Annotated in this window: 12 protein-coding genes; 6 read left to right on the plus strand and 6 right to left on the minus strand. The window is 66.3% G+C overall.

Translation table 11 applies throughout. The features are described from left to right. Positions 1-16: 16 nt before the first annotated feature. The 3 genes from CIW53_RS00755 to trxA all read right to left on the minus strand — a co-directional run bounded on the left by CIW53_RS00755 (position 17) and on the right by trxA (position 3,926). On the minus strand, positions 17-1,384 hold the full coding sequence (locus tag CIW53_RS00755) for a glutamate--cysteine ligase (protein ID WP_149362794.1): 1,368 nt from the start codon (positions 1,382-1,384) through the stop codon (positions 17-19). 219 nt (positions 1,385-1,603) lie between these two features. Next, positions 1,604-3,412, minus strand: coding sequence for a transcription termination factor Rho (gene rho / locus CIW53_RS00760; protein ID WP_149362795.1), 1,809 nt, complete (start codon positions 3,410-3,412; stop codon positions 1,604-1,606). 187 nt (positions 3,413-3,599) lie between these two features. Then, on the minus strand, positions 3,600-3,926 hold the full coding sequence (trxA, locus tag CIW53_RS00765) for a thioredoxin TrxA (RefSeq protein ID WP_149362796.1): 327 nt from the start codon (positions 3,924-3,926) through the stop codon (positions 3,600-3,602). Positions 3,927-4,320: 394 nt separating this feature from the next. Between trxA and CIW53_RS00770 the strand changes: the two genes are divergently transcribed. The 6 genes from CIW53_RS00770 (at position 4,321) to rpoH (ending at position 10,655) form a co-directional block, all read left to right on the plus strand. Further along, on the plus strand, positions 4,321-6,075 hold the full coding sequence (locus tag CIW53_RS00770; protein ID WP_149362797.1) for a DEAD/DEAH box helicase: 1,755 nt from the start codon (positions 4,321-4,323) through the stop codon (positions 6,073-6,075). Between the two features lie 203 nt (positions 6,076-6,278). After that, positions 6,279-6,956, plus strand: a complete 678-nt coding sequence (gene ftsE / locus CIW53_RS00775) for a cell division ATP-binding protein FtsE (RefSeq protein WP_149362798.1) — start codon at positions 6,279-6,281, stop codon at positions 6,954-6,956. A 2-nt stretch (positions 6,957-6,958) separates the two neighbouring features. Next, entirely contained in the window at positions 6,959-7,936 is a 978-nt protein-coding gene (gene ftsX / locus CIW53_RS00780; RefSeq protein WP_149363401.1) for a permease-like cell division protein FtsX, read from the plus strand. Positions 7,937-8,070: 134 nt separating this feature from the next. Continuing rightward, on the plus strand, positions 8,071-8,913 hold the full coding sequence (locus tag CIW53_RS00785; RefSeq protein WP_149362799.1) for a response regulator: 843 nt from the start codon (positions 8,071-8,073) through the stop codon (positions 8,911-8,913). Beyond that, positions 8,910-9,632 carry a uracil-DNA glycosylase gene (ung, locus tag CIW53_RS00790; RefSeq protein ID WP_149362800.1) on the plus strand — a complete coding sequence of 241 codons (723 nt, stop codon included), beginning with the start codon at positions 8,910-8,912 and terminating at the stop codon, positions 9,630-9,632. Before CIW53_RS00785 ends, ung begins: the two co-directional genes overlap by 4 nt. A gap of 159 nt (positions 9,633-9,791) precedes the next feature. Next, a complete protein-coding gene (gene rpoH, locus CIW53_RS00795) occupies positions 9,792-10,655 on the plus strand; it encodes an RNA polymerase sigma factor RpoH (RefSeq protein ID WP_149362801.1) in 864 nt (287 codons plus the stop codon). A gap of 90 nt (positions 10,656-10,745) precedes the next feature. Here rpoH and CIW53_RS00800 read toward each other — a convergent pair whose 3' ends face one another. The 3 genes from CIW53_RS00800 to CIW53_RS00810 form a co-directional block, all read right to left on the minus strand. Continuing rightward, entirely contained in the window at positions 10,746-12,038 is a 1,293-nt protein-coding gene (locus tag CIW53_RS00800) for an NAD(P)/FAD-dependent oxidoreductase (protein ID WP_149362802.1), read from the minus strand. Further along, positions 12,038-13,426 carry a S41 family peptidase gene (locus CIW53_RS00805; RefSeq protein ID WP_149362803.1) on the minus strand — a complete coding sequence of 463 codons (1,389 nt, stop codon included), beginning with the start codon at positions 13,424-13,426 and terminating at the stop codon, positions 12,038-12,040. Before CIW53_RS00805 ends, CIW53_RS00800 begins: the two co-directional genes overlap by 1 nt. 135 nt (positions 13,427-13,561) lie before the next feature. Continuing rightward, a complete protein-coding gene (locus CIW53_RS00810; RefSeq protein WP_242451759.1) occupies positions 13,562-14,722 on the minus strand; it encodes a peptidoglycan DD-metalloendopeptidase family protein in 1,161 nt (386 codons plus the stop codon). Positions 14,723-14,956 lie beyond the last annotated feature (234 nt).

Consider the following 14,956-nt stretch of genomic DNA (forward strand, 5'->3'; position numbering starts at 1 on the left):
GCAAGCGTGTCGCGATTCAGTAGGCGAACTCGCGGAACACCGGATCGACGCTGCCGTTCCAGGCACCGTGGAACAGTTCCAGCTTGCGCTCGGCGGGGGTCTGGTTGGCCTGCACGATCTCGATCATCGGTTCGAGGAAGATGCTTTCGTCGGCGCCGTTCTTGTTGAGTTTTGCGCGGCGCCTGAGGCCATGGCCGGCGATTTTCAGGGCTTCCTCGGCGAGGTCGCGCACGCTGCCGTTGCGGAACGGCAACTTCAGCGCATGTTTCGGTACGCCGTCGCGCAGCGCGTGGCGCTCCTCGCGACTGAAGTCCTTGACCAGATCCCAGGCGGCGTCCAGTGCCTCGTCGTCATACAGCAGGCCGACCCAGAACGCGGGCAGCGCACACAGCCGATTCCACGGGCCGCCGTCGGCACCGCGCATCTCCAGGTACTGCTTCAGGCGTACCTCGGGGAAGGCGGTGGTGAGATGGTCGGCGAAGTCCGTCATGTTTGCCTTCACGCCCGGCAGCATCGGCAGTTCGCCAGCCATGAAGCGCTTGAAATCCTGCCCGGCCAGGTCGGTGTAGTGGCCATTCTGGTAGCTGAAGTACATCGGCACGTCGAGGATGTAATCGACGTAGCGCTCGTAGCCGAAACCGTCCTCGAACACGAAGTCGAGCATGCCGGTTCGGTGTGGGTCGGTGTCGGTCCAGATATGCGAGCGGTACGACAGATAGCCGTTTGGACGTCCTTCGGTGAACGGCGAGTCGGCGAACAGCGCGGTGGCGATCGGCTGCAGGGCGAGGCTGGTGCGGAACTTCTTCACCATGTCCGCCTGGCTGCCGAAGTCCAGGTTCACTTGCACCGTGCAGGTGCGCGTCATCATGTCCAGGCCGAGCGAGCCGACCTTGGGCATGTACTCGCGCATGATCTTGTAGCGGCCTTTCGGCATCCACGGCATCTCGTCGCGACGCCATTTCGGCTGGAAGCCCATGCCGAGGAAGCCCAGCCCCATGCCGTTGGCGACCGAGCGCACTTCTTCCAGGTGCGAGTTCACCTCGCAGCAGGTCTGGTGGATGGTTTCCAGCGGCGCGCCGGAGAGTTCGAGCTGGCCGGCCGGCTCGAGCGTGATCGACGCCTTGTCGCGCGACAGCGCCACGGGATTCTCGCCCTCGCGCGCCACGCTCCAGCCGTAGCGGGTGGCCAGCGTTTCCAGCAGCAGCTTGATGCCGCGGTCGCCCTCGAACGTGGGCGGACGCAGGTCGTCGGTGCGGAAGCCGAACTTCTCGTGCTCGGTGCCGATGCGCCAGGCTTCGCGCGGTTTTTCACCGGCAGCGAGGTAGTCGACCAGTTGTTGGCGATCCTGGATCGGGATGCTCTTGACGGCACTGGGTATGGACACGGGCAAAGCCTCGCAGGGGAAGCCGACACTATGGGGGCGGCGCAAGGCGACGAAAAGGGGGGTCGTGGGATGCGGGGTCGGTGGCTTATTGAAGCAGGGTTGGTTCGGTTCTGCTTTGAGCTGGATCAGGCTGGCGCGCAAAGCGAAACGGCGACCACCGGCCGCCGTTTCATTCCGGGTAGGGGTCGCCGTATCTTGCGACTCCTGGTTTCCCGCTTCTCAGCGCTTCATCGAATTGAAGAACTCGTCGTTGGACTTGGTGTTCTTCATCTTGTCGAGCATGAACTCCATCGCGGAAAGCTCGTCCATCGGATGCAGCAGCTTGCGCAGGATCCAGATCTTGGAAAGCATGTCCGGCTCGATCAGCAGATCCTCGCGGCGGGTGCCGGAGCGATTGATGTCGATGGCCGGATAAACGCGCTTTTCGGAGATGCGCCGGGACAGGTGCACTTCCATGTTGCCGGTACCCTTGAACTCCTCGTAGATCACCTCGTCCATCTTGCTGCCGGTTTCGGTCAGCGCGGTGGCGATGATGGTCAGCGAACCACCTTCTTCCACATTGCGGGCGGCGCCGAAGAAGCGCTTCGGGCGCTGCAGGGCGTTGGCGTCCACGCCGCCGGTAAGCACCTTGCCGGAGCTCGGGATCACGGTGTTGTAGGCACGCGCCAGGCGGGTGATCGAGTCGAGCAGGATGATCACGTCCTTCTTGTGCTCGACCAGGCGCTTGGCCCGCTCGATCACCATCTCGGCGACCTGCACGTGACGCACGGCCGGCTCGTCGAAGGTCGAGGAGATCACTTCGGCGCGCACGGTGCGGGCAATCTCGGTGACTTCCTCCGGACGCTCGTCGATCAGCAGCATGATCAGGTGCGCTTCGGGGTGGTTGTACTGGATCGCCTGGGCAATGTTCTGCAGCATCATCGTCTTGCCGGATTTCGGCTGCGAGACGATCAGGCCGCGCTGGCCCTTGCCGATCGGCGCGATGAGATCGAGGATGCGTCCGGTGATGTCCTCGCTCGACCCGTTGCCACGCTCCAGCTTGTAGGCCTTGCGCGGGAACAACGGGGTGAGGTTCTCGAACAGCATCTTGTTCTTGGACGCCTCCGGCGGATCGCCGTTGATCGTCTCGACCCGCAGCATGGCGAAATAGCGCTCGCCTTCCTTCGGGTGGCGCACGCGACCGGTGACGTAGTCGCCGGTGCGCAGGTTGAAACGGCGGATCTGGCTGGGCGACACGTAGATGTCGTCGGGGCCGGCCAGGTAGGACTCGTCGGCCGAGCGCATGAAGCCGAAGCCGTCCTGCAGGATTTCCAGCACGCCTTCGGCCCAGATGCCTCCGCCGGAGCGGGCGTGCGCCTTGAGCACGTTGAAGATCACGTCCTGCTTGCGCGCGCGGGCGACGCCTTCGTGCACGCCCAGCGACTCGGCGAATTCCAGCAGCTGGATCGCGTTCTTGCGCTTCAGTTCGGTGAGGTTGATGACGCGGTCGTTGCTGCCCGGATCGGCGTTGTCGTCGTCCACCGGCAGGCCGTTCGGGTTCGGCCGCGGATGGTTTTGCGGACGTCCCTGCTGCGGGTTCGGGTTGCCACCGCGCTCGTTGCGACGACGTCGACCACGGCCTTCGCGACCCTCGCGGCCGCCGTTGTTCTGGCCACCGCCCTGGTTCTGGCCCTGGTTCGGGTTCGATGCCGGGCCCGGGTTCTGGCCTTGCGGCTGATCCTGGTTCTGGCCGGACTGCGGCGCGGAGTCACGCGGCTCCTGAGGCGGGCGCGTTGTGGGCGGCTCGCTGGCCTGCGTCACTGGCAGGCTTGCCTGCACGGGTGCCGGCGCCGCCGGAGCGGGCGTCGGCGCGGCCGGGGCAGGCGCTGCCGGTTTGTCGGCACCGGCCGCCTTTTCGGCATTCGCCGCCGCAATGGCCGCTGCCGTACGACGCGGAGCGCGGGGTCGCGGCTCGGATCTGGCTTCGGCAACAGGCTTGGTATCGGCGCTTTTGGCGTCGGTCGGAATTTTGTTATCGGTATCGGACACGGGCAATCCTCGCAGGGCGCCGTTGAATTACAGGAGGGAGGGTGTGCGTCGCGCGGAAGGCGCAAGGGGACAGGACTGTCCCGACGGACGCACTGAATCTAGCACCCGCTGCGTATCGGCGTAAAGCCTCGTGAGCCGGCCGTACTCAGCCGGGCCGGCTCGATGCCGCGGGTTTGCAACGGATGGATCAGATGGCCTTGTCGATCATCTGGGTCAGCTGGCCCTTGCTGACGGCACCGATCTGGGTCGCTTCGACCTTGCCGTTCTTGAACACCATCAGGGTCGGGATGCCGCGCACGCCATAGGTTCGCGGGGTTTGCTGGTTCTGGTCGATGTTGACCTTGACGATGCGCAGCTTGCCTTCGTACTGCTGGGCCAGTTCGTCCAGCATCGGCGCGATGGCCTTGCACGGACCGCACCATTCCGCCCAGAAATCCAGCAGCACCGGGGTATCGGACTTGAGCACCTGTTGCTCGAAGGCGTCGTCGTTCACATGGGTAATCAGGTCGCTCACCGGGAATCTCCGTGGCTGGGGCGCAAAACTGCGGGGGTGAAAACAATGGGGTGGCAAACGCGGGAAAACAAGGAGATAGCGACTTGATCGCCCGTCATCAGCTACACTCAGGTGCCCATGAAGCGCGGGTTGCGCCGGACGAGGCCGTGCCGTGGCGGCATGTTCTCATTCCAGCGCAACTCCGGGCACGATTCAAGGGCGGCTTGCACAGCCGCCCGTCAGACCGCCGGCAAAAACGGCGTCGCACGCCGCGGCGCGACCTTGTTGACCCTGACATTGAGCCGCTTCGCTGCGCAACGCGCACCCGTCCTGCACCGCTTTCGCGCCGATCTTCGGGGCCTGTAGCGGGTGCAGCGCATCACGCCGCCGTCAGGCAAAGGTCAACCATCCGCATATGTCACAAACCGTCCTCACCGATACCTTTTTCACCAACTTCGATCTTCAACCGCTGCTGCAGCAGGGCCTGGACGACAGCGGCTTCACCCGCTGCACGCCGATCCAGGAAATGACCCTGCCGCTGGCGCTGGCCGGCCGCGACGTCGCCGGCCAGGCGCAGACCGGCACCGGCAAGACCTGCGCCTTCCTGGTCGCGCTGATGAATCGCCTGCTGACCACGCCGGCCGTGGCCGAGCGCAAGGACAGCGATCCGCGTGCGCTGATCATCGCGCCGACCCGCGAACTGGCGATCCAGATCGAGAAGGACGCCAAGGCGATCGGTCGCCACACCGGCCTGCGCGTGGCCCTCATCTATGGCGGCGTCGATTACGACAAGCAGCGCCAGCAGCTGAAGGATGGCTGCGACATCATCATCGCCACCCCTGGCCGCATGCTCGACTACCACAAGCAGGGCGTGTTCAATCTCAACAGCGTCGAGGTGATGGTGATCGACGAGGCCGACCGCATGTTCGACCTCGGCTTCATCAAGGACGTGCGCTTCATCTTCCGCAAGTTGCCGCCGCGCGAGCAGCGCCAGGTGCTGCTGTTCTCCGCCACGCTCTCCCATCGCGTGCTGGAGCTGGCCTACGAGCACATGCACGAGGCCGAGAAGCTGGTGGTGGAGAGCGACAACGTCACTGCCGACAAGGTGCGCCAGGTCGTCTACTTCCCGGCCAAGGAAGAGAAGATGCCGCTGCTGCTGAACCTGATCGACAAGCACAAGCCTTCGCGCAGCATCATTTTCGTCAATACCAAGGCCGCCGCCGAGCGCATCACCGAGCGCGTCAAGCGCCACGGCTGCCGCGTCGGCGCGATCTCCGGCGACGTGCCGCAGCTGAAGCGGCAGAAGCTGTTGCAGCGTTTCCAGGATGGCCAGCTCGACATCCTGGTGGCCACCGACGTGGCCGCGCGCGGCCTGCATATCCCCGCGGTCAGCCACGTGTTCAACTACGACCTGCCGCATGAAGCGGAGGATTACGTGCACCGCATCGGGCGCACCGCGCGCCTCGGCGCCGAGGGCGACGCGATCAGCTTCGCCTGCGACCTGTACGCGATGTCGCTGCCGGACATCGAGACCTATATCGGCCAGAGTATCCCGGTCGCGCAGATGGATCCGGAGCTGCTGGTGATGCCGAAGCCGCGCGCGGTCGATGCCGAGTTCGCCGCGAATGCCGCCGCCGACAGCGCCGCGTTCGGCGACGTGGTGCCGCCGCGTCCCGGCGAGAAGCCGCGCCGCACGGGTGGTTCCGGCGGCCGCAGCGGCGAGCGCAGCGGTTCGGGCCGCAGCAGTGCACGGCCGCCGCGTGAGCGCCGGCCGGTCGAGTCCGTCGCCGACAGTGCCGTCGTCGCTGCGGCCGAGCAGCCGGTTGCCGTCGCCGTGCACCACACCGAAACGGCCCCGGCTGCCAGTGGCGATGCCGCCACCGGCGAAGCCGCGCGCAAGCCGCGCCGTCGTCGTGGTGGGCGCAACCGTCGTCGCGAAGGTGCGCCGACCGACGGCGTCGAGAACGCCGGTCGCGGTACAGCCGTGGCCGAAGGCAACCGCGCCCCGCGCGGCGAGCGTCGTCCTCCGCGCGAGCGCAATGCGGTCGAGTCCTCGGGCAATACCCATAACCGGCCGTCGCGCCAGGTGGCCGTGACCAAGGCCGACCACGCGTCGCCGCAGAAGCCGGGCCTGTTCCGTCGGCTGACCAGGCTGTTCACCGGGCGATAAGCGCCAGTCGGGAAAGTGCGATCGCGCACTTTCGCGGCCGCCGGATCGGGCGCGTGGTGGCCCGATCCGCGTTGGCCCGTCCATGATCCGTTTGCCGGGTTCTGAACCCGCGGCGATCAACCGTCGCGGGAAGTCCGCATCTTCACGCCGGCTTCCCTTATCCTTGTCGCTGATACGACGGCACGCAGGCTCGGGGACTCTCGGTGATCCAGTTCGATCAAGTCAGCAAGCGCTACGAGGGCGGCCACGAAGCGCTCTCGCAACTCTCGTTCGAGGTGCCCAGCGGCGAGATGGCTTTCGTCACCGGGCATTCCGGTGCCGGCAAGAGCACCTTGCTCAAACTGCTGGGCCTGATCGAGCGGCCGTCGCATGGCGTGATCAACATGGATGGCAAGAGCCTGGCGAAGATCCGCCACAGCGGCATCCCGAAATGGCGCCGGCAGATCGGCATGGTGTTCCAGGATCATCGCCTGCTGATGGAGCGCACGGTGTTTGCCAACGTCGAGCTGCCGCTGGTCATCGGCGGCATCGCGCGCGCCGAACGTGCCCGCCGCGTGCGCGCGGCGCTGGAAAAGGTCGGGCTGCTTGCGTACGAGCGACAGTTGCCGGCCACCCTGTCCGCCGGCGAACAGCAACGCGTCGGTATCGCCCGCGCGATCGTGGCGCGGCCGATCCTGCTGATCGCCGACGAGCCGACGGGCAATCTCGATCCGCAGCTGGCAATGGAGATCATGGGCCTGTTCGCCGAGTTCCAGCAGGTCGGCACCACCGTGTTGATCGCCAGCCACGACCTGCCGCTGATCAAGCGCATGAAGAAGCGCGTGATCGTGCTCGACCACGGCCGACTGGTGGCCGATCTGTCGGCCCAGGAGGTTTTGTGAGCATGCCACCGGAAACCGTCCGCGCTTCAGCCGCCGATGCGCCGCCGCGCAATGGACACAGCCAGAGCCGGCGCCTGGCCAGCTGGCGTGAGCATCATGGCTGGAGCGCCGCGGCCAGCTTGCGCCGACTCGGCACGCGGCCGCTCGGCAGCCTGCTGACGATCGCCGTAATGGGGTTGGCGCTGGCCTTGCCGCTGGCGTTTTACCTGTTGTTGGGCAATGTGCAGAAGCTTGGCGATGCGCTGGGTCAGGGCCAGGCGATCAGCGTGTTCATGCAGCCGGGCCAGACCGCGCAACAGGCGCAGATGCTGGCAAGCCAGCTGGGCGATCGACCCGAGGTTGCCGCGGTCGTGGTGAAAACGCCACAGCAGGGCATGGAGGAACTGGCCGGGATGCAGGGTTTCTCCGGCGCCCTGAACACACTCGACGACAATCCGTTGCCGTATGTGCTGCAACTGCAGCCGCGATCCGGGACAAGCGCCGCTGCGCTGGCGCGCATGGTTGCCGACGTGCGCGCGATGCGCAGCGTTGACCTGGTGCAGGACAGCGGCAGCTGGCGGCAGCGGCTGGATGCATTGCTCGGCGTCGGCAACCGCGCCGTGCTGGTGCTTGCCTCGCTGCTGGCGCTGGCGGCCTTGCTGGTGGTCGGCAATACCGTGCGGGTCGACATCGCCAGCCGCAGCGAGGAGATCGGCGTGCTGCTGCTGGTCGGCGCCAGCAGTGCTTTCGTGCGCCGGCCGTATCTGTATGCCGGGATCTGGTATGGACTGTTCAGCGGCATTCTGGCGGCGTTGCTGGCGGTGCTGATCGAACTTGCGCTGGCCGCGCCGGTGGCGCAACTGAGTCGCGCTTATGATGGCAAGCTGCAGGTCGGCGGCTTGCCGCTGTGGTTGCTGCTGGCGGTGCCGCTGGCCGCGGCCGCGTTGGGTTGGCTGGGTGCGCGCGTGGTCAGTGCATGGCAATTGCGCAACGCGGCCTGATGAATCCGCAACCGGGTGACGCGAATCGCAGCGGCTGATGCGGTCGGTGCGCTATCTTCATGGAAGCGGTCGCAAGGGGTGCGGTCGCGATCTATTGGCCGGGAGCGCCACGGGGTGCGGTGGATGACAAAGGCATGAGTACAAATATCAGCAATCGTCTGGTCACCGAGGCGCCGCGCGTGCTGGTGGTCGACGGTTCGCGCGTGGTGCGGCAATTGATCGGCCGCGTACTGCAGGCCGAGTTGCCGGGCGTCGAGGTGGTCGGTTGCGGCAGCGGGGCCGAGGCGCAAAACGTGCTCGGCGAGGGCGTGTTCGATTTCATCACCATCGCGCTGCGCCTGCCGGACATGGACGGGCTGGAGTTGGCGAAGTTCGTGCGCGAATCGGCGCCGCAGATCTACGTGCCGATCGTGGTGGTCTCCGGCGACGTCGAGGATCGCCTGCACAAGCGCTCGCTGGGCGAGCATGTCACCGACTATTTCGACAAGGCGCTGGGTTTCCAGGCGCTGGCGGCGTTCATCCGTGGCTACGTCAGCCCGCAGGCGACCGCCGAAGGCACCGTGCTCTATGTCGAGGACAGCCGCGTGGTGGCGCTGGCAACCCGCCGCATGCTGGAGCGGATCGGCCTCACCGTGCGCCATGTGGTCAGCGTGGAAGACGCGCTGGCGATGCTGGAAACGGACCGCGCGCTCGGCTGGGTCGGCGCCGACGTGGTGCTGACCGACGTCAGCCTGAAAGGCGAATTGACCGGCGGCGACCTGCTCAAGCACATCCGCGGCGAATTCGGCTACGGCAAGGGCCGGTTGCCGGTGCTGGTGATGACCGGCGACGAAAATCCGGCCAACCAGGCGGCCCTGATCAGGGCCGGCGCCAACGACCTGGTCGAAAAGCCGGTCGAGGAGAAGCTGCTGGTGACCAAGCTGCTGTTCCAACTGCGCGTGGCGCGTCATCTACGTGAGCACGCGGCCGAGGCATGAGCGATGCGGCACGGATCAAGCTGGAGCCCTCGTGGAAGGCGCGCATCGGCGACTATCTGCAGCGCCCCGACATGCAGGCATTGGCGGCGTTCCTGCGCGCCGAAAAGCAGGCCGGCAAACACATCTATCCGCCCGGCCCGGAAATCTTCGCCGCCTTCGAGCACACCCCGTTCGACGCGGTGCGGGTGGTGGTCCTGGGCCAGGATCCGTACCACGGCCCCGGCCAGGCACACGGCCTGTGCTTCTCGGTGCGCCCCGGCGTACGGGTGCCGCCGTCGCTGGAGAACATCTTCAAGGAAATCCAGCGCGACCTCGGCATCCCGCGGCCCGACCACGGCTGCCTCACGCCATGGGCAGACCGCGGCGTGCTCCTGCTCAACAGCGTGCTGACGGTGGAAGAAGGTCGCGCCGGCACGCACCAGGGCAAGGGCTGGGAGGGCTTCACCGATGCGGCGATCGACGCGCTGAACCGCGAGCGCGAAGGCCTGGTGTTCCTGTTGTGGGGCTCCTACGCCCAGCGCAAGGGCCAGCTCATCGACACCAGCCGGCATTGCGTGCTCAGTTCGGTGCATCCATCGCCGCTGTCGGCCCACCGCGGCTTCATCGGCTGCGGGCACTTCTCCGCTGCCAACCGCTATCTCGAAAGCCGGCACCAGGCGCCGATCGACTGGTCGCTGCCGCCCCGGGCTGCATTGCAGGGCCGCTTCACGCCCGCTTGAATGTCGCTGCGGCAGCCTCATGTCGGTGCGATCCAGGCACTGGACAAGGGCTGCGAATATCTATACTATTTAGTTTATTAAAGCGCGGAACCAACCCGCGCTTTAGCACTCCAACTACCCGAGTGCTAAACTGTCACGTCATTGAAGGAGGTTCCATCCATGTCTCAAGCCTTGGTGACCGCCAACTTCCCGCTGCCCAGCGTCGTTGGCAGCCTGGATGCCTATATTTCTGCGGTCCACCGCATTCCCGTGCTGAGCTCGGAAGAAGAGCAGGCGCTGTCGCGCGACTACCTCGAAGACGCCAATCTGGCGGCGGCGAAGAAGCTGGTGATGTCGCACCTGCGCTTCGTGGTGCACGTGGCGCGCGGCTATTCCGGTTACGGCCTGCAGCTGGCCGACCTGATCCAGGAAGGCAACATCGGCCTGATGAAGGCGGTCAAGCGTTTCGACCCGGATCAGGGCGTGCGCCTGGTCAGCTTCGCGGTGCACTGGATCCGTGCCGAGATGCACGAGTTCATTCTGAAAAACTGGCGCATCGTGAAGGTCGCCACCACCAAGGCGCAGCGCAAGCTGTTCTTCAACCTGCGCAAGAGCAAGAAGCGCCTGGGCTGGATGAACGCGGCGGAAGTGAGCACGGTGGCGAAGGACCTGGGCGTGCCCGAGGCGACCGTGCGCGAGATGGAATCGCGCCTGTCCGGTCGCGATATCGGCTTCGAGGCACCGGCCGATGCCGATGACGATGCCAAGCCGGCACCGGCGGCGTTCCTGATCGACGATGGCGCCGATCCGTACGAGAACGTATCCGACGAGGACTACGCCGACAATCAGATGCAGACGCTGACCGATGCGTTGAGCCACCTCGACAAGCGCTCCCGCGACATCATCCAGCGCCGCTGGCTGGATGACGACAACAAGGCCACGCTGCAGGATCTGGCGGACGAGTACGGCGTTTCCGCCGAGCGCATCCGCCAGGTCGAGGCGAACGCGATGAAGAAGATGCGCGGCTTGTTCGCCACTGCATAATGTGAGTCCCTTACAAGAGCCGCGCATCCCCGTGCGGACTTTTTGGAACGAGCATCGACGGCCCCCACGTGGGGCCGTCTGCGTTACGGATCAGCGGCTGGCCGCGTCGTCGTCCGGCAAGTCGTCGCCGCTGACGATGCGCGCATGCCGCTGATGCGTGCAATACGCCCAGGCCCAGTCAAGCATCACCACCAGCCGGTTGCGGAAGCCGATCAGAAAGTAGATGTGGGCCAGCAGCCACACCACCCATGCGGGAAAGCCCGACAGCTTGAGCCTGCCGAATTGCGCCACCGCAGCCATCCGCCCGATGGTGGCCAGCGACCCGTCGTCGCGGTAACGAAACGGCTGCCGTTCGTCGCTGCCGCGCAGCCGCGCGCGGATCGTCGTGCCGACATGCCGGCCCATCTGTTTGGCTGCGGGCGCCACGCCGGGCACGGGCTTCCCATCGGCCTGTGCGATACCGGCGAGATCACCCACGACGAAGCTCTCCGGATGCCCCGGCAAGCTCAGGTCGTCCAATACCTGCACCCTTCCCGCAGGATCGAGCGCGGTACCGAGCAGGCCTCCGACCGGCGACGCCGCCACCCCGGCAGCCCACAAAACGGTGCGGGCAGACAATCGTCGTTCGCCCAGCTTCACGCCGTTTGCGTCGATGCCGGTGACGGCGACGCCGGTATGCACTTCCACCCCGAGCCGTTCAAGTTGCCGACGCGCCTTGTCCGACAGGGCCGGGTCGAATGCCGGCAGCAACCGCGGGCCGGCCTCGATCAGGCGCACCGTTGCGTGTCGCGGGTCACTGCGGCGGAATTCGCGTGACAAGGTATGCCGCGCCAGCTCGATCAGGGTACCGGCCAGCTCGACGCCAGTGGAACCGCCGCCGACCACCACGAAACTGAGCCAGGCCTGGCGGCGTGCCGGATCGGATTCGCGCTCGGCGTTCTCGAACGCCAGCAGGACGCGGCGCCGGATCAGGAACGCATCGTCCAGTGTCTTCAACCCTGGCGCGAAACGCTCCCACTCGTCGTGCCCGAAATAGGCGTGTGTGGCACCGGTGGCGACCACCAGGTAATCGTAGTCGAGTGCGCCGTGAGTGCACTGCACCCGGCGCGCCGTCAGGTCGATGCCGACCACTTCGTTCAACAATACGGTGAGGTTGCGCTGGCGGCGCAGGATCTGCCGCAGCGGCGCGGCGATCGACGGCGCGGCCAGACTCGCGGTGGCGACCTGATACAGCAGCGGCTGGAACAGATGGTGATTGCGTCGATCCACCAGGGTCACCTGCACCGCCGCGCCGGCCAGCCGTCGCGCCGCCGCCATGCCGCCAAAGCCGCCGCCGAGGATCACGACATGCGGCGGCTTGCAGGTGTCGGCGCCGGCGTTCATCAGCGCCGGGCGGTACCGGGCCGTTCCAGAGCCATCCCCTTGAGCACGTTCAGCGCCTGCGCCAGTGCGTAGTCGCTGGTGGCGAGCTTGCCGTCGGCGGCGCTGCCGTCGTCGTCGATGTCGCCTGCGGCGGCGTTTTCGTTGGCCAGGTGATGCGGTAGGTCGGCCTCCGAATTGATCAAGGCCGGGCCACGGTCGGCGGCGCTCGCGGTGAGGTCGGCCAGCGCGATGTCCGGCTTGATGCCTTCGGCCTGGATCGAGGTGCCTTTGGGCGTGTAGTAGCGCGCGGTGGTGATCTTCACCGCATGGTCGGCGTCCAGCGGCAGCACCGTCTGCACCACGCCCTTGCCGAACGTGCGCTGGCCCATGATCAGCGCGCGGCGATTGTCCTTCAGCGCGCCGGAGACGATCTCGGCGGCCGAAGCGGTGCCGTTGTTGGTCAGCACGATCATCGGCGCGCCGTCGAGCTGGTCGCCGGGGTGGGCGTTGAAGCTCATGTTGGCATCCTGCAGCCGGCCGCGGGTGGTGACGATGGTGCCCGAATCGAGGAAGTCGTCGCTGACCCCGACCGCCGCGGTAAGCAGGCCGCCCGGGTTGTTGCGCAGGTCCAGTACGGCACCTTTCTGTCCGCCATTCTTCTTGATCAGCTCACCCAGCTTGTGTTCCAGATCGGCTGCGGTGTCGTCCTGGAACTGGCTGATGCGCAGATAGGCGTAGCCGGGTTCCAGCTCGCGCACCTTGACGCTGCTGATCGAGATGTTCTCGCGCACCAGATGCAGATCGATCGGCTTGTCGCTGTGCTGGTGCACGATGGTCAGCGTGATCTTGCTGCCGGGTTTGCCGCGCAGCTGCTTGAACATGTCGTCGACGTTCTGCGGATCGATCAGGGTGCCGTTGATCTTGACGATGCTGTCGTTCGGCTTGATGCCGGCGCGTGACGCCGGGGTGTCGTCGATCGGCGAGACGATGCGCAGGCCACCGTCGACCTGCAGCACCTCGATGCCGAGACCGCTGTATTCGCCGGAAGTGTCCTCGCTGAGCTGGGCCAGGCCTTCCTTGTCCAGATATTCGCTGTGCGGATCGAGACCGCTGAGCATGCCGGTGATCGCCGCCTTCATCAGGGTCTTGTTGTCGACCTTCTCCACGTATGCCTGGCGTACCACCTCGTAGACCCGGCTGAAGTTGCGGATGTCGTCCAGATCCACCGGGTCGACGGAGCTGGCGCTGGCCGGTCCGGTGGCGCTGCTGGCGACGGCAGGCACGCCGACCGGCGGCGCGGCCACGCTGGTAGCCGCGGGTGGCGCGGCTTGCGCATGGCTTTGCGGTGCGCCCAGCAGCAGCGGTGCGGCCAGCAGCAGGGTGGTCAGGGCGGGGGTGGAAAGGCGCATGCGGGTGACTCCGTACAACGTGCGAGCATCGCGCGGGAGCGCGAAAGAAGTGTGGACAGTATCTACGACAACCGAAAACCAGGGTAATTCAGCGGCTTCATGTCGAAGCAGGCCATACGCCGCATGGCGATGAGGTCAACGGCGCTGGCTCAGCCAGCTGCGCGGATCGACCGGCTTGCCGTTCTTGCGCAATTCGAAATACGTACCGGTATTGATGCCGGTGGGTGCACTGGCGGTGCCGATCGCCTCGCCGGCCTCGACCTGGTCGCCGACACCGTGCAGCAGTGTCTCGTTGTTGCCGTACATGCTCATCCAGCCGTTGCCGTGGTTGATGATCAGCAGCATGCCGTAGCCGCGCAGGAAGCCGGCGTAGATCACCCGCCCGCGCGCGACCGCGTGGATCTCGCTGCCGCCACTGGCCTTGATCAGCACGCCGCTGCCGTAGCTGTTGACCACGCCGCTGGCCGGCCAGGGCAGGTTGCCGCGGATATTCGCGCTGGCGCTACCGACCTCGATCGGCGGCGGCGGCTTGTGCCCCGGGTGCCTCTTCGCAGTCGCTGCGCGCGCCGCAGCCTCACGGGCAGCGGCCTCGCGTGCCGCTTCGTCGATCGCCCGCTGCAGCTTGGCGAGCAGGTTGTCCAGCGATTGCGCGTCCTGTTTCATGGCTGCCAGCCGCTGCGCCTGGTCCTTGTACTGCGCGTTGGCCGCGCTCGCCAGCTTCTGTTGCGCCGCACGCTGTTGCGCCAGCGTCTTTGCCTGCTGCTCACGCTGTGCCCGGGCGGCTTGCAGCGCCTGCTGTTCGGCGGTGATCGCGTTCTCCAGCTCCTGCAACTTCGCCAGGTCGGCCATCAGCCGCTGCACGCGTTGCACGCGGTCCTGCTGGAAATATTTCGAGTACACCAGGGCGCGCGAGATGCGTGCCACGTCCTCGTCACCCAGCAGCAGGCGCAGATCCGAACCGTGGCCGAGCGCATAGGTGGCGCGCAGCAGGTCGGCGATCGCGGCGCGCTGGTTGTTCAGCGTTCGCTTCAGGTCGGTACGCTGCTGCTGCAGCTGGTCCAGTTGCTGTTGCTTGGCGGCCAGCTCGGCATCGGTCTGGCGTACCGCGCGCGCCGCGCTGGCCAGCGCGTTCGCCTGTTTTGCCAGCTCCGCGTTGGCGCTGTCGCGGCGCGCCGCGGTCTCGGCCTGCTCCTTCGCCAGTGCTTCCATCTTGCTGCGCAAGTCGGCCAGCCTCTGCTTCGCATCAGCCTGCTCGGTTCGACTCTTGCCCTCCTGATGCGCCTGTGCGGGCGGCATGGCCAGCGAAAGGACGAAGGTGATGGCGACCAGTATGGCGACGAACGGACGGGCGGGACGGGCGAGGTTGGGCATCGGACGATTATCACCGAGCCGGGCGGCGGGAGCGAGCGCCGTGCCCGGAACAGGGCGTTTCATGGCCACCCGTACGGATGACTCGTTTGCCGGATTGATTGGTCCGCGCGCGGCTGGCTGCCTGCATCGGAATCAAATGAACGTCTAGCCGTCCAAACA

The sequence above is a fragment of the Rhodanobacter sp. T12-5 genome (genome assembly GCF_008329435.1).
In the GTDB taxonomy this organism is placed as follows: domain Bacteria; phylum Pseudomonadota; class Gammaproteobacteria; order Xanthomonadales; family Rhodanobacteraceae; genus Rhodanobacter.